17 protein-coding genes are annotated in these 16,527 nt (G+C 73.7%); 8 read left to right on the forward strand and 9 right to left on the reverse strand.

Annotation, left to right across the window (positions count from 1 at the left end):
* Positions 1–12: 12 nt before the first annotated feature.
* Positions 13–2,244, forward strand: a complete 2,232-nt coding sequence (gene ptsP / locus JQC91_RS13730; RefSeq protein ID WP_203287643.1) for a phosphoenolpyruvate--protein phosphotransferase — start codon at positions 13–15, stop codon at positions 2,242–2,244.
* Positions 2,245–2,304: 60 nt separating this feature from the next.
* Here the strand turns inward: ptsP and JQC91_RS13735 are convergent, their stop codons facing one another.
* The 3 genes from JQC91_RS13735 to nudC form a co-directional block, all read right to left on the reverse strand.
* Complete coding sequence (locus tag JQC91_RS13735; RefSeq protein WP_203287645.1) at positions 2,305–2,793, reverse strand: hypothetical protein; 489 nt, start codon at positions 2,791–2,793, stop codon at positions 2,305–2,307.
* 74 nt (positions 2,794–2,867) lie between these two features.
* Complete coding sequence (locus JQC91_RS13740; RefSeq protein WP_203287647.1) at positions 2,868–3,344, reverse strand: SRPBCC family protein; 477 nt, start codon at positions 3,342–3,344, stop codon at positions 2,868–2,870.
* Positions 3,345–3,431: 87 nt separating this feature from the next.
* A complete protein-coding gene (nudC, locus tag JQC91_RS13745) occupies positions 3,432–4,373 on the reverse strand; it encodes an NAD(+) diphosphatase (RefSeq protein ID WP_203287649.1) in 942 nt (313 codons plus the stop codon).
* A gap of 214 nt (positions 4,374–4,587) precedes the next feature.
* Between nudC and JQC91_RS13750 the strand changes: the two genes are divergently transcribed.
* From JQC91_RS13750 to JQC91_RS13770, 5 genes are all read left to right on the forward strand, one after another.
* Positions 4,588–5,595 carry an ABC transporter substrate-binding protein gene (locus JQC91_RS13750; protein ID WP_203287651.1) on the forward strand — a complete coding sequence of 336 codons (1,008 nt, stop codon included), beginning with the start codon at positions 4,588–4,590 and terminating at the stop codon, positions 5,593–5,595.
* Between the two features lie 150 nt (positions 5,596–5,745).
* Positions 5,746–6,849 carry a PAS domain-containing protein gene (locus JQC91_RS13755; RefSeq protein WP_203287653.1) on the forward strand — a complete coding sequence of 368 codons (1,104 nt, stop codon included), beginning with the start codon at positions 5,746–5,748 and terminating at the stop codon, positions 6,847–6,849.
* A gap of 33 nt (positions 6,850–6,882) precedes the next feature.
* A complete protein-coding gene (locus tag JQC91_RS13760; RefSeq protein ID WP_203287656.1) occupies positions 6,883–7,776 on the forward strand; it encodes an ABC transporter ATP-binding protein in 894 nt (297 codons plus the stop codon).
* Positions 7,773–8,531, forward strand: coding sequence for an ABC transporter permease subunit (locus tag JQC91_RS13765; protein WP_203287658.1), 759 nt, complete (start codon positions 7,773–7,775; stop codon positions 8,529–8,531). Before JQC91_RS13760 ends, JQC91_RS13765 begins: the two co-directional genes overlap by 4 nt.
* A 73-nt stretch (positions 8,532–8,604) precedes the next feature.
* A complete protein-coding gene (locus tag JQC91_RS13770; RefSeq protein WP_203287660.1) occupies positions 8,605–9,318 on the forward strand; it encodes a tryptophan-rich sensory protein in 714 nt (237 codons plus the stop codon).
* On the opposite strand, the gene JQC91_RS13775 is transcribed toward JQC91_RS13770, so the two are convergent.
* A complete protein-coding gene (locus tag JQC91_RS13775; protein ID WP_203287662.1) occupies positions 9,306–9,599 on the reverse strand; it encodes a DUF1330 domain-containing protein in 294 nt (97 codons plus the stop codon). The two genes, JQC91_RS13770 and JQC91_RS13775, sit on opposite strands and share 13 nt — an antisense overlap.
* A gap of 105 nt (positions 9,600–9,704) precedes the next feature.
* On the opposite strand from JQC91_RS13775, the gene JQC91_RS13780 reads away from it, so the two are divergent.
* Entirely contained in the window at positions 9,705–10,460 is a 756-nt protein-coding gene (locus JQC91_RS13780; RefSeq protein WP_203287663.1) for a MipA/OmpV family protein, read from the forward strand.
* A 3-nt stretch (positions 10,461–10,463) separates the two neighbouring features.
* Here the strand turns inward: JQC91_RS13780 and JQC91_RS13785 are convergent, their stop codons facing one another.
* From JQC91_RS13785 to JQC91_RS13795, 3 genes are all read right to left on the reverse strand, one after another.
* Positions 10,464–11,318, reverse strand: coding sequence for a PhzF family phenazine biosynthesis protein (locus JQC91_RS13785; protein WP_203287664.1), 855 nt, complete (start codon positions 11,316–11,318; stop codon positions 10,464–10,466).
* Between the two features lie 222 nt (positions 11,319–11,540).
* Positions 11,541–13,280, reverse strand: a complete 1,740-nt coding sequence (locus JQC91_RS13790) for an NAD(P)H-dependent oxidoreductase subunit E (RefSeq protein ID WP_203287665.1) — start codon at positions 13,278–13,280, stop codon at positions 11,541–11,543.
* 47 nt (positions 13,281–13,327) lie between these two features.
* Positions 13,328–13,705, reverse strand: coding sequence for a DoxX protein (locus JQC91_RS13795; RefSeq protein ID WP_203287666.1), 378 nt, complete (start codon positions 13,703–13,705; stop codon positions 13,328–13,330).
* A gap of 44 nt (positions 13,706–13,749) precedes the next feature.
* Between JQC91_RS13795 and JQC91_RS13800 the strand changes: the two genes are divergently transcribed.
* Complete coding sequence (locus JQC91_RS13800) at positions 13,750–14,133, forward strand: hypothetical protein (protein ID WP_203287667.1); 384 nt, start codon at positions 13,750–13,752, stop codon at positions 14,131–14,133.
* Here the strand turns inward: JQC91_RS13800 and JQC91_RS13805 are convergent.
* Both JQC91_RS13805 and hemE read right to left on the reverse strand, forming a co-directional pair.
* Positions 14,130–15,287: an FAD-dependent oxidoreductase gene (locus JQC91_RS13805; protein WP_203287668.1), complete on the reverse strand. Its 1,158-nt coding sequence runs from the start codon at positions 15,285–15,287 to the stop codon at positions 14,130–14,132. The genes JQC91_RS13800 and JQC91_RS13805 overlap by 4 nt on opposite strands.
* 97 nt (positions 15,288–15,384) lie before the next feature.
* Positions 15,385–16,422, reverse strand: a complete 1,038-nt coding sequence (hemE, locus tag JQC91_RS13810; protein ID WP_203287669.1) for a uroporphyrinogen decarboxylase — start codon at positions 16,420–16,422, stop codon at positions 15,385–15,387.
* Positions 16,423–16,527: the final 105 nt, after the last annotated feature.

Genomic DNA, 16,527 nt, shown 5'->3' on the forward strand with positions numbered 1-16,527 from the left:
GGGACGACCGACATGCCCGCGCCGGACACCGAGAGCCGCAAGCTGCTGCGGCGCCTCCAAGCCGTCATGGCCGAGGCGGCGGCGGGACAGGAGCGCCTCGACCGCATCACCGGGCTGGTCAGCGAATCGATGGGCACGGACGTGTGCTCCATCTACCTCCACCGCGATCCCGAGACCTTGGAGCTCTGCGCGACGACGGGCCTCAACCCCGAAGCGGTCCACGTCACGCGGATGCGGCTCGGCGAGGGGCTGGTGGGCCGGGTCGCGCGCAAGCGCCGCCCCGTCAACACCGCCGACGCGCCCGCCACCAAGGGCTTCCGCTACATGCCGGAGACGGGCGAGGAGGTGTTCACCTCCTTCCTCGGCGTGCCCGTGCAGAGGCTGGGGGAGCGGCTCGGCGTGCTGGTCGTGCAGTCCAAGGAGCCGCGCGAGTATTCCGACGACGAGGTCTACGCCCTCGAGGTCGTCGCTATGGTCCTGGCCGAGATGGCGGAACTGGGCGCCTTCGTCGGCGAGGGCGAGGCCTTGGCCGCCCCGCACGCGGCGCAGGTCCTGCTGCGCGGCGTGATCGCGCAGGAGGGCGCCGCCGAGGGCGTCGTGCACCTCCACGACCCGCGCGTGGTGATCTCGCGTCCCGTGGCCGAGGACGCCGAGGCCGAGACGGCGCGGCTGCGCGAGGCGGTGGACCGCCTGCGGCTGAAGGTCGACGACATGCTCTCCTCGGCCGAGGGCGACTCCGAGCAGGCCGAGGTCTTCGAGGCGTTCCGGATGTTCGCCCATTCGCGCTCGTGGCTGCGCCGGATGGAGGCCGGGATCGAGGCGGGGCTCAGCGCCGAGGCCGCCGTCGAGAAGGAGCAGACCGCCGCCCGCGCCCGGATGGAGCAGGCGGGCGACGCCTACCTGCGCGACCGCCTCGCCGACCTCGACGACCTGTCGAACCGGCTGCTGCGGATGCTCACGGGGCAGGGGCGCGGCGGCGTGGTGCCCGAGGGCGCGGTGCTCGTCGCGCGCAACGTCGGGCCGGGGGAGTTGCTGGAGTACGGGCAGGCCAAGCTCCGGGCCATCGTGCTGGAGGACGGGGCCGTCGGCAGCCACGCGGCGATCGTGGCGCGGGCGTGGGCCATCCCGCTGATCGTGCAGGCGCGGGGCGTCGTGCAGGAGGCGCTGTCGGGCGACCCGATCCTCGTGGACGGCGAGCAGGGGATCGTCCACCTGCGCCCCGACGAGCGGGTGCGCGACGCGTTCCGCGAGAAGCTCGCGATGCAGGCCGACGCCCAGACCCGCTACGCGGCGATCCGCGACACCAAGTGCCGGACGCGCGACGGGCATAGGATCGAGCTGATGATGAACGCGGGGCTGATGGCGGACCTGCCCTCGCTGCCCTCCAGCGGGGCGGAGGGCGTCGGTCTGTTCCGTACGGAACTCCAGTTCCTCGTACGGAACCAGATGCCGCGCCGCAGCGACCTCGCCGCCCTGTACAAGCGCGTCATGGACGCCGCCGGGGGCCTGCCGGTCACGTTCCGCACGCTCGACATCGGGTCGGACAAGGTGCTGCCCTACATGAAGCGCGACCACGAGCCGAACCCCGCGCTCGGCTGGCGCGCGATCCGGGTGGGCCTCGACAAGCGCGGCGTGATGCGGATGCAGCTGCAGGCGCTGCTGCGCGCCGCAGAGGGGCGCCCCCTGCGCGTGATGTTCCCCTTCATCGCCCAGATGGAGGAGTTCCTCGAGGCGCGCGCCCACCTCACCCGGGAGATGCACCGCGAGACCTCGCTCCGCCACGTCCTGCCCGAGACGGTGGAGGTGGGCGCGATGGTCGAGACGCCGTCGATGGCCTTCGCGCCCCGCCGCTTCTACCAGGAGGCGGAGTTCATCTCGATCGGCGGCAACGACCTCAAGCAGTTCTTCTTCGCCGCCGACCGGGAGAACGAGCGCGTGCGCCGCCGCTACGACACGCTCAACGTCAGCTTCCTGACCCTGATCGAGCAGATCGTCGCGCGCTGCGAGGAGACGGGCACGCCCGTCAGCTTCTGCGGAGAGGACGCGGGTCGCCCGGTCGAGGCGCTGTGCTTCGCCGCGATGGGCCTGCGCTGCCTGTCGATGCGCCCCGCCAGCATCGGGCCGGTCAAGCACATCCTGCTGCGGAGCGACCTGTCGGAGGTGCGCGCGGTCATCGCCAAGGCCCGCGAGGCGGGCGAGCAGTCGGTGCGCGACGCCGTGATGGAGTACCTGCGGGCGCGGTAGGCGCGACGCCGTCCGGCGCGGGGGGGCGCCGGGTCCGCACCCGGCGGATCGGGCGGCCCCTCAGATCACCCCGTCCCCCGGCCCGACGGTGCCCGCCTCCACGTTCCGCGCGAACCGCCGCAATCCCCGCGCCAGCCGGTCCTCGACTGGCCCGCGCGCCACCGAGAGCCCCTTGAGCAGCAGTTTGCCGGGAAGGCTCTCGCCCGTCATCTCGACCTCCACCTCGATCCGGCAGCGGTCCGGACCGAGCGGCACCGCCCGCGACAGCACGTCGGCTCGCACCCCCTGCGCGGTCCCGTCGAAGCGCAGCACCACGCCACCGTCGCCCGACCGCTCCACGGATCGCAGCGCGCTCTCGATGTGCCGCTCCGCGCCGAGGAGCGAAAGCGTCGTGCGCCACGCCGTGCCCTCGCGGATCGGCCCCTCCGTCACGCGCTCCATCGACGGGGCGCGGCGTCCGATGGCGGCCTCCCAGGCGTCGTAGGCGGTCATGGCGGCGACGGCGCGGTCCACGGGGACGGCGCAGGCCTCGGCGGCGGTGACGTGCATCGGCGGGCTCCCCTGCAGGGAGGCGCGGCCCTCCCCCGCAGGGGGAGGTGGAGCGCGGCGGCGCGCAAGGCAAGTCAGCCGGGCAGCGTGCCCCGCTCGACATGGGCGGCGAAGGTCGCCACGCCCTGCCGGTAGCGCTTGGCCATCTGGCCGCGGGCGAGCTTGAGCGACTGCATCAGGATGCGGGTTCCCAAGGACTTCGCCTTGAGCTCGCTCGTGACCGTCAGCCGCGTGAGGTCCGGCCCGAGCGACTCGACCGCCGCCTCGACGACGACCTGCATACCGTCGGTCCCGCCGTCGACGCAGACGACGGACGGCCCGCCGCCGGAGGCGACGTCCAGCCGGGCCATCTCCATGCCGACGTCGCGCATCTTGCCGCGCAGCTTGGCGCGACCCTCCCAGCGGGTGCCCTGCGACACGGGGCCGGGCGGGCGCCGCGTCAGGTCCTTGGCGCGACGTCCGATCATCCCTTCCCACCTGTCGAAGTCGGTGACGGCGGCGAGGACGGCCTCGGCGGGGGCGGCGATATCTTCGGAGGCGACGAACTTCATCGGAACACTCGGTCTGGCAGGTCGGGTCGCCCTCCGCCTAGCCCGGCAATCGGGCGGAACCGTGGCGGCGGACGCGCCCGGATCGGCTCAATCCAGCCGATCCGCAAGCCATTCGCGCAGCAGGAAATGCGCGATGGCCCCGTCGCGCGGCGGGCCGAGGCGCGGATGGGTGCCCGCGAACACGTCCATCATCTCCGTGCGGTCGATCCAGATCGCCTCCGCGATCTCCTCGGGATCGATCGCGATCTCGTCCGACACGGCCTCGCCGTGGGCGCCGAGCATCAGCGAGGCGGGGAAGGGCCACGGCTGCGACGCGAGGTAGCGGACCGCGCCGACCTTCACGCCTGTCTCCTCCCAGACCTCGCGGCGCACGGCGGCCTCCATGGTCTCGCCGGGCTCCATGAAGCCCGCGAGGCAGGAGAAGAACCCCTCGGGCCAGTGCGGCGAGCGGCCCAGCAGGGCGCGGTCGCCACGCGTGACCAGCATGATGACCACGGGGTCCGTGCGCGGGAAGTGGTGGCGCCCGCAGGCGGGGCAGGCGCGCGCCCAGCCCGCCTTCTCGACCTCCGTGCGGTGGCCGCAATTCGCGCAGAACCCGTGGGTGCGGTGCCACTCCACAGCGCCGCGCGCGGTCGCCGCCAGCTCCGCGTCGAGGGGCGAGAGCCGCGTCATCACCGCGCGCAGCTCGGCGAAGGCGCTGCCGTCCGGCATCCCCGGCAGGGTCTGCTCCGTGGGGTCGAGGAAGGCGCCGAGCCCCTCCGTCTCCCCGTCGACCGTCAGCGCCGACACGTCGCGCGCGAACACCGCCGCCCCGTCGATCCGGCCCAGCAGGATCGGCTGGCCCGCATGGGCCACGACCGCGTCGTCCACCAGCGCGAGGCCCGTGCGCGCCGCATCCATCAGCGGCTTGCCCCGCCACAGCGGCAGGGTCCGGGCGGGCAGGGCGGCCAGCCGGTCGGGGTGGCGGCGCAGGTCCTCGGCGCGGTCGAGGCCCCCGCCGCCGAAGGTCACGGTCTCGGCATGTCGCATCGGCGCTCCTCGCGGTGGGTCGGCCCGTTCTTCGCCAAGAACGGGGCCGAGTCGATTCCCCCTCGGATGCGCGCTGCCCAAGAACGAGGCACCTGCGCCCACGTCAGCCTCGACGCTCCGCACGGGCCGCGCCATCTATCCCCCACGACCGGCACCTGCTGGCCCCCGCGGGAGAGGGGCCGCATCACCTGCCGGGCCAACTGGGGAGAGACACATGTTCGCACGCTTGACCGCCGCCCTCGCGCTCGCGGCCACGCCGGTCCTGGCCGACGGCCACGCCACCGCCGTGCCCTTCGCGCTGGACTGGAAGTTCGAGGGGCCGTCCGCCGCCTACTTCGCCGCCGTCGACAACGGCCACTTCGAGGCCGAGGGCCTGTCCGTGGAGATCGCGGCGGGGCAGGGGTCGCTCGACGCCATCCCGAAGGTCGCCACCGGCGCCTTCCCGATGGGCTTCGCCGACATCAACAGCCTGATGAAGTTCCTCGACCAGAACCCCGGCGCGCCGGTCACCGCCGTGATGATGGTCTACGACAAGCCGCCCTTCGCCGTGGTGGGCCGCAGGAGCCAAGGCGTGTGCGAGGTGACAGACCTCGAAGGCTCGACGCTGGGCGCGCCGCCGCCCGACGGCGCGTGGGCGCAGTTTCCCATATTCGCGCAGGCCAACGAAATCGACATGGGCTCGATCACCGTCGAGCCGGTGGGCTTCCCCACGCGCGAGCCGATGCTGGCTGAGGGCGAGGTCGATTCGGTCACGGGCTTCAGCTTCAGCAGCTACCTCAACCTCGTGCGCCTCGGGGTGCCGGAGGACGACATCTGCACGATCCTGATGGCCGACCACGGCGTCGACCTCTACGGCAACGCGATCATCGCCAACACGGACTTCGCCGCCGAGAACCCCGAGAAGGTGACGGGCTTCCTACGCGCGGTCGCCAAGGGCTGGAAGGACGTGATCGCCGACCCCGCGATGGGCGCGCAGGCCGTGATCGACCGCAACCCGGCGGGCGACGTCGACCTCGAGCAGCGGCGCCTGCAACTCGCGATCGACGCCAACGTGGCCACGCCCTACGCGATGGAGAACGGCCTCGGCGGGATCGACGCGGACCGCCTCGCGCGGGCCATCGAGCAGACCCGGCTGGTCTACGAGTTCCAGAACGAGCCCGACGCGGGCGCGATCTTCGACGACGGCTACCTGCCCGACGCCTCCGAGCGGATGCTGAACTGACCGGGGCGCGGCCCGCCGTCCCCCGATAGGGACGACGGGTCGCGTTTGCGGACGCCGCCGCGACCGCATAGGTTGCGGCGGCGTCGCCCGCACCGGGTCCGCAGCGTCCGCGGCCCGCCGGCCCCGGCGGAGGAGACGGAGGACGGACCCATGACGCTGCCCGACGACGAGGACCGGCTCCGCCCGACCGCGCAGTCCGACCTCGAACTCGACCCGCGCGCGGACGACGCCTCCGAGAACGCCGATCCCGGCGCGCTGCGCCTCGCCGCCGGCCGCCTCTACGAGCAGTCGCTCGAGCAGACGCGCATGGCCGTCGTCCTCAGCGACCCGCACCAGCCCGACAGCCCGATCATCTACTGCAACCGGGCCTTCACCGAGCTGACCGGCTACGACCGCGACGAGGTGCTGGGCCGCAACTGCCGCTTCCTGCAGGGCCCCGAGACCGACCCCGCCGCCGTCGCGAAGGTCCGCGCGGCCATCGCCGCCGAGGAGGTGCGCGTGGTCGAGATGCTGAACTACCGCCGCGACGGCTCGACCTTCTGGAACTCGCTCCACGTCGGGCCGGTCTACGACGAGGCGGGGCGGCTGACCCACTACTACGGCTCGCAGTGGGACGTGACCGAGGAGGTGTCCGAGCGCGCCCGGTCCATCCTGCAGGCGCAGGTCGCCGAGGAGCTGCAGCACCGCACCGGCAACCTCTTCGCGGTGATCGGCTCGATCCTGCGGGTGACCGCCCGCAACGAGGACGACATCGGCACCTTCGTCGCCAAGGTCGAGGGGCGGCTGCACGCGATGGACCGCGCCCACCGCATCTCGATCGAGGAGGCACGCGAGGGCGCGGAGCGCGCCGACCTGCACGAGCTGGTGTCCACCATCCTCGAGCCCTACCGCACCGCGCGGGCGGACCGGGTCCGCCTGACCGGCGATCCCGTGGGCGTGCCGCGCGGCTCGGTCACGCCGCTGGGGCTGATGCTGCACGAACTGGCGACGAACGCGCAAAAATACGGTGCCTTCAGCACCGGCGAGGGCCGCGTGGCCATCGCGTGGGAGCGGGAGGGCGACGACCTCCTGCTGCGCTGGATCGAGACCGGCGGCCCCCGCGTCGCCCCGCCCGAGCGGGTCGGCACCGGCTCGCGCATCACCGAAGGCGTGCTCGGCGCCATCGGGGCGAGCCTCGCCTACGGCTGGCCGCCCGAGGGGCTGCAGGCCACGCTGCGGATGCCGATCTCCGAGGAGCGGGCCGCCGACGCTTGACGTCGCCCGCGGCCTCGCGTTCCCGTCCCGCCCATGTCGCAGCCCATCGCCCTCCGGAACGTCACCCACGCCTACCGCACCGACGCGGGGCCGCTGCCGGTGCTCGACGACCTCTCGATCGAGATGCCCGAGGGCAGCTTCACCGCCGTGGTCGGCCCGTCGGGCTGCGGCAAGTCCACGCTCACCCGCCTTGTCGCGGGGCTGATGAAGCCCGACGAGGGCACCGTCCTCTTGGGCGGCGATCCGGTGAAGGGGCCGCGCAAGACGGTGGGGATGGCGTTCCAGAACCCAGTCCTGCTGGAATGGCGCACGATCCTCGACAACGTGATCCTGCCCCTCGAGATCGTGGGCGGCATGTCCCGGACCCAGCGCGAGGCGCGGGCGCGGGAGCTGCTCGCGCTGGTGGGGCTGGAGGGCTACGAGCACAACCGCCCCTCCGAGCTGTCGGGCGGGATGCGCCAGCGCGCGTCGCTCTGCCGCTCGATCGTGCACCGCCCCGAGGTGCTGATCCTCGACGAGCCGTTCGGCGCGCTCGACGCCTTCACCCGCGAGGACCTGTGGCAGACCATGCGCGACCTCCGGCAGGTCGAGCGGTTCACCACCGTCCTCATCACCCACGACCTGCGCGAAAGCGTGTTCCTCGGCGACCGCGTGGTGGTGTTCTCCGCCCGCCCCGCCCGCGCCCAGCGGGTGGTCGAGGTGGACCTGCCCGAGGACCGCGACCTCGAGAGCCTCTACACGCCCCGCGCCACCGAACTGCTCGCCGTGCTGCGGCGCGAGATCCAGATCGCGCAGGGCCGCGAGGTGGAGGCCGCGGCGCCCGCGCGGGCGGGCGAGCCTTTCACCCCCGCGCCCGGTGCCGCCGAGCCGCCGGTCGAGGATCCCGCCGCCTCCGCGTCCGACCCCTCCGTGGAGGCCCCCCGATGATCCGCAAGGTCGCCGTCCCGGTCGCCGCGATGGCGATATTTCTCGCGCTGTGGGAACTGCTCGTCTGGGCCAACGGCTGGCCCAACTTCGTGATGGCCTCGCCCTCGGACCTCCCCCCCGCCTACGTTCGCTACTGGGAGCTGTTCCTCACGGGCGGCTGGCAGACGCTATGGCGCACCATCGCGGGCTTGGCGCTGGCGGTCGTGGTGGGCGTCCTGCTCGGTATGGTCATGGGCTTCTCGCGATTGGCGCGGGAGGGGCTCTACCCGCTGCTCGTGGGCTTCAACGCGGTGCCCAAGGCCACCGTCGTGCCGATCCTCGCGCTGCTCTTCGTGGGCGAGCACGACTTCAACACGGTCATGCTGGCCTTCATGATCTCCTTCTTCCCCATCGCCGTCTCGGTCTCGATCGGCCTGTCAACGCTGGAGCCGGAGTATCGCGACATCCTGCGCAGCCTCGGCGCCTCCAAGCTCACGATCTTCTGGAAGATCGCCCTGCCTAAGACCCTGCCAGAGTTCTTCGGCGCCCTGAAGGTCGCCGTGACGCTGGCCTTCATCGGCACCAACCTGATGGAGATCGTGTCGCCCCACGGGCGGGGCCTCGGCGCGCTCTTCGACTCGGGGCGCACGAACGCGGACTACCCGCTGATGTTCGCCGTTCTGATCGCGCTGGCGGGGCTGGGGATCGTGCTGTTCTACGTGGTCGTCGCCTTGGAGCGGATCTTCGCGGGCTGGGCGGAGCGATCCGCGACCTGACCGGGGCAGGTTGACGTTAGTTCCCCCGCCGCGCGCCTTCTCTCCGCCGCATCCGGGGGCTAGCTCCGCCCCCATGACACTGCGCGCCGCCCTCGTCCTGGTCCTGTCGGTCCTCTTCGCCGCCTCCGCCTTCGTGTGGCGGTTCTCCGGCTACGAGGAGGGGCAACTGCCCGTGATCCTCGCCGATCCGCCGATGCAGCCCGCCGGCTGGGCCTTCGCGATCTGGGGGCCGATCTACGTCTGGCTCGTCGCCTCCGCCGCGTGGGGCGTCTGGCGGCGGCGCGACGACCCGGCGTGGGACGCCACCCGCGCGCCGCTGATCGTGAGCCTCGGGGCGGGCGTGCCGTGGCTCGCCGTGGCCTCGGCGCCGGGGCAATGGGCGCCCCTCGCCGCGACCGGCCTGATCCTCGTGATGCTCTGGGGCGCCGTCCGCGCCACCCTCGCCGCGCCCCGGACCGAGCGGCTGCAGCTGCGCGGGGCGCTCGGCCTCTACGCGGGCTGGCTCACGGCGGCGAGCGCGGTGAGCGTCGGCCTGCTGGGGGCCGGCTACGGCCTGCTGCTCCCGCCCGCGGGCTGGGCGCTCGTGGTCGCGGGCCTCGCCACCGCCGTGGCGGTGGGCGTCCTGCTCCGGCGCGGCGTGGGCACCTACGCCGCCGCCGTGGCGTGGGCGCTGGTCGCGGTGGGCGCGCGCAACGACTGGTCCGGCCCGGGCCTCGCGGCGCTGGCCTGCGCGCTGGTCGTGATGGCCGTCTGGGGTTGGGCGCGGACGCGGCCTCAGCCGTCGTAGCCCTCGACGATCACGAGGTCCGACTCGCTGATCCCGCGGCGCAGCTCGATCGCCGCCTGGTAGTCCTCCGACCGGTAGCAGGCGAGCGCGGACGCGTAGTCGGGGAACTCGATCACCACCGTGCGCGGCTTGGCGTCCCCCTCGGCCACCTCCCGCGTGCCGCCCCGCACGAGGAACCGTCCGCCATGCGCCGCGAGCGGCGCGGCGTTGGCACGGCGGTAGAGGTCGTAGGCCTCCGGGTCGTCCACCCGTCCGTGCGCGATCCAGTATCCCTTGGCCATGCTCTCGCCTCCTTCCCGATCTCGTCAGGAGGATGCGGAACCGCTTGCGCGGAATGCAAGGGAGGTGCAGACCGATGGCACCCCTCCTCCCCGGATGCCCTGCCCATGATCCGCCTGCTCGCCACCGCCGCCGCCCTCGCCATCGCGGCCCCCGCCGCCGCGCAGGAGGGGCCCGCCCTGTCCTTCACCCTGAAGGGCGGCGTCACCGCCGCGCCGGAGTACTTCGGCGCCGACGACGTCGAGGCGGGGCCGCTGCTTGGGTTCTCGCTGCAGGCCGCCCGCCTCGGGCCGCTCGAGTTCGGGAACCCCGACCCGCTCTACCGCCCGCAGGGCTTCGGCGTGATCGGCTCGGTCCGCTACATCGGCGAGCGCACGGCCGGCGACGCCGACGAGCTCGCGGGGACGGACGACGTGGACGCCACGCTGGAGCTGGGCGCCGGCCTGCGCTACGCGACCGACGACTGGCAGGCCTACGGCGCGCTGCGCTACGGGATCGGCGGCCACGAGACGTGGGTCGGCGAGCTGGGCGCGGACGTGTTCGCGCGGCCCACGGACCGCCTGACGCTGCGCGCCGGGCCCCGCGCGCTCTTCGGCACGGACGACTACGCGGCGACCTACTTCGGCGTGACCGCGGCGGAGTCGGCGGCCTCGGGCCTCGCCGCGTTCGACCCGGACGGCGGCCTCATCTCGACCGGGGCGGAGTTCGGGGCGGGCTACCGGCTCGGCGGCGGGTGGGGGATCGACGCGGCCATCCGGTACGAGCGGCTGCGCGGCGACGCCAAGGACAGCCCGATCACCTTGGACGACGAGCAGGTCTCGGCCTCCATCGGCGTGACCCGGCGCTTCACCTTCGGCTTCTGACCGTCAGGCGGGCGGCACCCGCGTCCGCCCGGCCATCACCGGCACCGCGCGTCCCGTGATCCGCACGCGGACCAGCGCGCCGTCCCGCACCTCCGCCGCGAGCCCGATCTCCGAGCGGCGGCCCATGTCCTCGCCCTGCACGAGCGTCCGCTCCGTCACCCCCTCGGCCAGCCTCCCCGCCGCCAGCAGCGGGCCTGCGAGGATCGCCGAGGCCGACCCCGTGGCTGGATCCTCGGGGATGCCGTCCTGCGGCGCGAACATCCGCGCGTTGCCGTCCGGGTCGTGCAGGTAGGCCCCCGTCGCGCCGAGGCGGCGGAGCACCGACGTCAACGCGAACTCGCGGGCCGCCGCGCGCGCCAGCGCCTCTCGCGACGCCACCGGCACGAAGAGGAAGCACGGCCCGCCCGACCACGCCTCGCACGGCCCGGCCACGTCGCCCGGCTCGAGCGAGACGGCCTCGGCGACTTCGGCCGCGTCCGCGGCTCCCGCGCGGGCGGGCAGGACGGGGGCGTCGAACGTCGCCGCCGCCCCGTCGATCTCGACCGGCACCAGACCCGCCTCCTCCTCGAGGACGACACGGTCCAAGCCGTCGCGCCCGGCGAGGAGCAGGGCCGCCCCCACCGTGGGATGCCCCGCGAAGGGGATCTCCGCCGTAGGGAAGAAGATGCGCGCCCGCGCCGTGTGCGCCGGGTCGCGCGGGGCCATCAGGAAGATCGTCTCGCTCAGGTTGAATTGCCGCGCGAGGGTCTGCATCTGCGCCGTCGAGAGGTCGTCCGCCCCCGTCACGACGGCGAGCGGGTTCCCCGCGAAGGGCCGGTCGGTGAACACGTCCCAGATCTCGAACTCGAGCTGCGTCATCGAATCGCCTTCGGCATGGAGGTGGACCGGGATTGCATCCGAATGGCCCTCCGGCGCGTTGGCAAGGCGGACCCTTCGACCGGACCTGCCCACATGACCGCCCGACTCGCCATCATCGCGCTCGCCGCGCTCTTCTCGTGGCCCATCACCTTCGGCGGCGAGGACGCGCCCGCCGCGCCCGCCCAAGCGAGCCCCTAGCCCGAGGGCCGCGTCGCGGCGGCCTCAGGTGGTGGTCCCGTACCCGTCGCTCGGCGGCGCGCCGTCCGTCGCCCCCACCTCATCCGGGAAATGCTTCAGCGTCAGACGGATCGGGTTCGGCGCCGCTTGGCCCAGCCCGCAGATCGAGGCGTCGGCCATCGCTTGGCACAGCTCCTCCAGCAGCCCGCCGTCCCACCTCTCCGCCTGCATCAGCTTCACCGCCTTCTCGCAGCCCACGCGGCAGGGCGTGCACTGCCCGCAGGACTCGCTCTCGAAGAAGCGCAGCATGTTCAGCGCCGCGTCACGCGCGCTGTCTTGATCCGACAGCACCACCACCGCGGCCGATCCGATGAACGTGCCGTGCGGCTGCAGCGTGTCGAAGTCGAGCGGCACGTCGTCCAGCGAGGCGGGCAGCAGCCCCGAGGACGGCCCCCCCGGTTGGTAGGCCTTGAACACGTGCCCCTCCGCCATGCCTCCGGCGGCCGCGATGACGTCGGTGATCGTGGACCCGGCGGGCAGGACGTGGACCCCCGGTTGCGCCACGCGCCCCGAGACGGAGTAGGAGCGCAGGCCCGTCCGCCCGTTCCGCTCGTGGGCCGACAGCACCTCCGGCCCCTCCCGCACGATCCGCGCGATCCAGTGCAGCGTCTCGACGTTGTGGACGAGCGTCGGACGCCCGAAGAGCCCCACCTGCGCCACGTAGGGCGGGCGGTGCCGGGGCAGGCCGCGCTTGCCCTCGATCGACTCGATCATCGCGGACTCCTCGCCGCAGATGTAGGCCCCCGCGCCCCGCCGCAGCTCGACGTAGCCCGCCTCGATCAGCCCCGCCGCTTCCAGCGCCGCGATCTCCCGCCGCAGGATCTCCAGCACCGCCGGATACTCATCGCGCATATAGAGATAGACCCGCTCCGCCTCGACGGCCCACGCCGCGATCAGCATCCCCTCGAGGAACAGGTGCGGGGTGCGCTCGAGGTAGAAGCGGTCCTTGAACGTCCCCGGCTCGCCCTCGTCGCCGTTCACGGCCATCAGGCGTGGCCCCGGATTGCCCCGCACGAAGCCCCATTTCCTACCCGACGGGAAGCCCGCGCCGCCCAAGCCCCGCAGCCCCGAGGCCGCGACCGTCTCCTGCACCGCCGCCCAGTCCCCGCCGTCCCGCAGCTCGGCCAGCTTCTCGTAGCCCCCGCCCGCGCGGTAGGCGTCCAAGCCCTCGTAGTCCGGCACGATCGCATGGGTCGCGCCCGCCTCAACCGCCCGCATCACCAGATCGGGCGTCGCGTGGTCCACGTGCCCGTGCCCCACCTCGGCCACCGGCGCCGTGTCGCAGCGGCCCATGCAGGGCGCACGCAGCACGCGCACAGCGGCCGGATCGACGCCCTCCTCCAGCGCGGCCATCAGCGCCTCCGACCCCGCCAGCTCGCAAGACAGCGAGTCGCAGACCCGGATCGTCAGGGCAGGGGGGACGGGGTCGTCCTTCCGCAGCGGGTCGAAATGGTCGTAGAAGGTCGCCACCTCCCAGACCTCTGCCATCGACAGGCGCATCTCCTCGGCCAGCGCCCGCAGGTGGCGCGCCGACAGGTGCCCGTGCGCGTCCTGGATCAGGTGCAGGTGCTCGATCAGCAGGTCGCGCCGCCGGGGCCGGTCGCCCAGCAGGGCCCGCACCTCGGCCAGCGCGCCGTCCTCGTATTGCCGCCCCTTGGGCGTGCGCCGCCCGCGCCCGCGGCCGGACTTCCAGACGCCCTTCGGCGGTGTGCGATCGTCGAGCATGTCGGTCCCCCGGTCGTTGCGCCGACGCTACCGCGCCCGCGCCCCGGTTACGAGGGAGGGGGCGACCGCTCGGCGCCCAGTCGCGACGCCGCCGCCAGCGCGAGGCAGCCGCCCGCGATGGCCCAGTTCTTGACGAAGATCGACATCTGCCACGGGTCGTCGGGGATCAGGTGGAACACGCTCGTGGCCGCGCAATAGGCCGCGAGGCTCGTCGCCCACCCCGCCACCCGCCACCCGGCCAGCAGCGCGGCGGCCGCCGCCGCGTTGTAGGCCGCCGCCACCCACACCAGCCCGCCCGGCAGGCCCCGCCCGGCCAGCAGCCCCGCGGCCGCGTCCGGGTCCAGCGCCTTCTGCACCGCCCCCGCCGCGAAGAGCGCCGCGATCAGGGTCCGGGCGGCGATGAGCGCGGGGCGGGTCCAGTCCATGCCCCACCCTTCCGCCCGGCGGCGCGGCGGTGCAAGGTCGCCCCATGCGCGCCCTCGTCCTCGCCCTCTGCCTCGCCGCGCCCGCCGCCGCGCAGGACCGCCTCTCCCCGGAGGAGTTCCTCGACTTCGCCTTGGGCCAGACGCTGACGTTCAGCGTCCCCGAGACGGGCGACGTCGTCGGCGTCGAGTGGTTCGCCCGCCGCGACCTGTCGCTGTGGTCCCGCGCGCCCGACCATTGCGTCGACGGCACCGTCTGGGTCGAGGGGGCGACCGTGTGCTTCGCCTATCCCGACCGCCCGGGCGAGGAGTTCTGCTGGTGGCCCATGCGCGTGGACGGCGACCTCCACGTCATGTCGACGACCGACTTCGAGATGCAGCGCGTGACCGTCGCCGAAGGGCCCCCGGCCTGCGGCTCGCACATGTCCTAGGGCCGGGCCGCCCAACGCCCCGCGAAGTCCGTGGCGTAGCCTTCGCCATCCAGCGACCCGCCCCGCGCGACCGCCGCGCCGAGGCGCCCGAGCTCGTCCCCGCACTTCGCCGCCGCCCCGTTTCCGCCCACCAGCGCCGTCAGCCGCTCCCCGATGCGCTCGACATACGGAAACCCCGTCTCCGTCCAGACCACCGCGCAGGCCGCCGTCCGCGTCTCCGCCGCCGCCAGCCCCGGCAGCACGGCGCGCATCTCCGCCAGCAGGCGGTCGCCCACCTCCGCCGAGCCGGTCCCGGCATACCAGTCCCGCATCTCCGCGTCCGACGCGAGGCGGGGCGAATCCACCTGCCCGCCGAGCTTCAGCCACGTCCCGCCGTCCGGGTAGCAGACCGGCGGCGTCATGTAGAGGTCGTGGTCCCACCCCTCCGGCACCCAGATCACCGTCGGCATCCCCGCCAGCCGCGCGGCCTCCTCGTCGGGCACCCGGGCCAGCGCGATGGTCCGCGCCCACACCGTCATCGCGGGCCGCCGGGGCAGCAGGCGGTCCGTCCCCGCATGCGGCCCGGTCGCTACGACGACCTGCCCGGCCTCCACGACGGAGCCGTCCGCGAGGGCGACCCGCCCGTCCGCCACCGCGACGGCGGGGCCGTGGGCCACGACCGCCCCCGCCGCGACCGCCAACCGTGTCTGCGCCGCCTTCATCGCCCGAGGCGCGATCCAGCCTCCGCCCGCCTCCACCGACACCGCGTCGTCGGGGGCCAGCCCGAAGCCGAACCGCGCGTTCGCTTCCCGCCCGTTCGTCACCTCGGTCCCCGGGACGGCGGCGGCGACCGACAGGAACCCCTCGGTCCAGCCCGCGAGCGGTCCCGTCCGCGGGCCCGCCATCACCGCGCCCGACGGCGTGAACACCTCCACCCCCGACCGCGCCGCGATGTCCGCGTACCGGTCGATCGACCGCCGCGAGAGCGTCGCCCAATCCGCGTCCGCCGCCACCCGGCGCGTGATCCGCGCCGCGTCCCAATGCGACGCCACGACCCCGCCCTCGCCCTCGGGCGGCTGGACCAGCACGACGGACGACCCGCCCTCCGCCAGCCAGCGCGCGCAGGCGCTCCCCATCATGCCGCCGCCGACGACGCAGAACTCGAACCGATCCATGGACGCGACGCTGCGCCGGAGGCGGCGCACCGTCCACCCCCTCATCTTGCCGGAAATACCTCGGGGGAGGCCCGTCAGGGCCGGGGGCAGAGCCCCCTCAGGCGTCCACCGTCTCGCGCAGCGTGTCGATCATCAGCGCCACGTTGTCCGGGTCCGCGTCCGGCGTGATCCCGTGCCCGAGGTTGAACACGTGCGGCCCCCCCGAGAACGCCTCGCGGATGCGCCGCACCTCCCGCACGAGCGCCGCGCCCCCCGTCACCATGTGCGACGAGGCGAGGTTGCCCTGCACGCAGCCCCCCGTCTGGACGTGCTTCGCTGCCCAGTCCGGCGTCACGCCGTCGTCCAAGGCGATGCAGTCCGCCCCCGTCGCCGCATGCGCGCCCTCGTAGGCCGTGCCCGCCCCGCGCGGGAAGGCGATGACCGGCAGCCCCGCATGCCTGTCCTTCAGCGCGGCCGTGATCCGCTTCATCGGCGCCAGTGACCAGCGCTCGAACGCCTCGCCCGACAGCGACCCGGCCCACGAATCGAACAGCTTCACGCATTCCGCGCCCGCCTCGACCTGGCGGGACAGGTATTCGACCGTCGCCGCCTCGATCCGCTCCATGAGGGCGGCGAAGGCCTCCGGGTCGTCGCGCATCAACGCATGCGCCGGCGCTTGGTCCGGCGTGCCGCGCCCCGCGATCATGTAGGTGGCGACGGTCCACGGCGCGCCCGCGAAGCCGATCAGCGCCGTCTCCGGGGGCAGGTCGCGCGACAGGCGCCGCACCGTCTCGTAGATCGGGGCCAGCGTGTCGTGGATCGCGTCCGGCGCCTTCAGCTTGGCCACCTCCGCGCCGTCGGTGATCGTCGACAGGCGCGGCCCCTCGCCGGTCACGAACCACAGGTCCGCGCCCAAGGCCTGAGGCACCAGGAGGATGTCCGCGAACAGGATCGCGGCGTCGAAGCGAAAGCGCCGGATCGGCTGCAGCGTGACCTCGGCGGCCAGCTCAGGGTTGTAGCACAGCGACAGGAAGTCCCCCGCCTCGGCCCGCGTCGCTCGATACTCCGGCAGGTAGCGGCCCGCCTGCCGCATCATCCAGATCGGCGGGACGGGCAGCGTCTCGCCCGCCAGCGCGCGCAGCAGCAGCTTGGTCATGTGGTCCCCTCTCCCGGTCTGGACTTCCGGTAGCCCGATGGTGTCAGACTGTCGAGCGCGGGCCGGGTGTCAACCCAGCCTGACAGGACGACCGCGAGAGGGACG

Source organism: Jannaschia sp. Os4, assembly GCF_016820245.1.
Classification (GTDB): domain Bacteria; phylum Pseudomonadota; class Alphaproteobacteria; order Rhodobacterales; family Rhodobacteraceae; genus Jannaschia.

Excerpts from the sequence above, each read along its gene's own strand:
- ptsP (WP_203287643.1), top strand. The coding sequence starts at position 13 with ATGCCCGCGCCGGACACCGAGAGCCGCAAGCTGCTGCGGCGCCTCCAA.
- JQC91_RS13735 (WP_203287645.1), bottom strand. The coding sequence starts at position 2,793 with ATGCACGTCACCGCCGCCGAGGCCTGCGCCGTCCCCGTGGACCGCGCC.
- JQC91_RS13740 (WP_203287647.1), bottom strand. The coding sequence starts at position 3,344 with ATGAAGTTCGTCGCCTCCGAAGATATCGCCGCCCCCGCCGAGGCCGTC.
- nudC (WP_203287649.1), bottom strand. The coding sequence starts at position 4,373 with ATGCGACATGCCGAGACCGTGACCTTCGGCGGCGGGGGCCTCGACCGC.
- JQC91_RS13750 (WP_203287651.1), top strand. The coding sequence starts at position 4,588 with ATGTTCGCACGCTTGACCGCCGCCCTCGCGCTCGCGGCCACGCCGGTC.
- JQC91_RS13755 (WP_203287653.1), top strand. The coding sequence starts at position 5,746 with ATGACGCTGCCCGACGACGAGGACCGGCTCCGCCCGACCGCGCAGTCC.
- JQC91_RS13760 (WP_203287656.1), top strand. The coding sequence starts at position 6,883 with ATGTCGCAGCCCATCGCCCTCCGGAACGTCACCCACGCCTACCGCACC.
- JQC91_RS13765 (WP_203287658.1), top strand. The coding sequence starts at position 7,773 with ATGATCCGCAAGGTCGCCGTCCCGGTCGCCGCGATGGCGATATTTCTC.
- JQC91_RS13770 (WP_203287660.1), top strand. The coding sequence starts at position 8,605 with ATGACACTGCGCGCCGCCCTCGTCCTGGTCCTGTCGGTCCTCTTCGCC.
- JQC91_RS13775 (WP_203287662.1), bottom strand. The coding sequence starts at position 9,599 with ATGGCCAAGGGATACTGGATCGCGCACGGACGGGTGGACGACCCGGAG.
- JQC91_RS13780 (WP_203287663.1), top strand. The coding sequence starts at position 9,705 with ATGATCCGCCTGCTCGCCACCGCCGCCGCCCTCGCCATCGCGGCCCCC.
- JQC91_RS13785 (WP_203287664.1), bottom strand. The coding sequence starts at position 11,318 with ATGACGCAGCTCGAGTTCGAGATCTGGGACGTGTTCACCGACCGGCCC.
- JQC91_RS13790 (WP_203287665.1), bottom strand. The coding sequence starts at position 13,280 with ATGCTCGACGATCGCACACCGCCGAAGGGCGTCTGGAAGTCCGGCCGC.
- JQC91_RS13795 (WP_203287666.1), bottom strand. The coding sequence starts at position 13,705 with ATGGACTGGACCCGCCCCGCGCTCATCGCCGCCCGGACCCTGATCGCG.
- JQC91_RS13800 (WP_203287667.1), top strand. The coding sequence starts at position 13,750 with ATGCGCGCCCTCGTCCTCGCCCTCTGCCTCGCCGCGCCCGCCGCCGCG.
- JQC91_RS13805 (WP_203287668.1), bottom strand. The coding sequence starts at position 15,287 with ATGGATCGGTTCGAGTTCTGCGTCGTCGGCGGCGGCATGATGGGGAGC.
- hemE (WP_203287669.1), bottom strand. The coding sequence starts at position 16,422 with ATGACCAAGCTGCTGCTGCGCGCGCTGGCGGGCGAGACGCTGCCCGTC.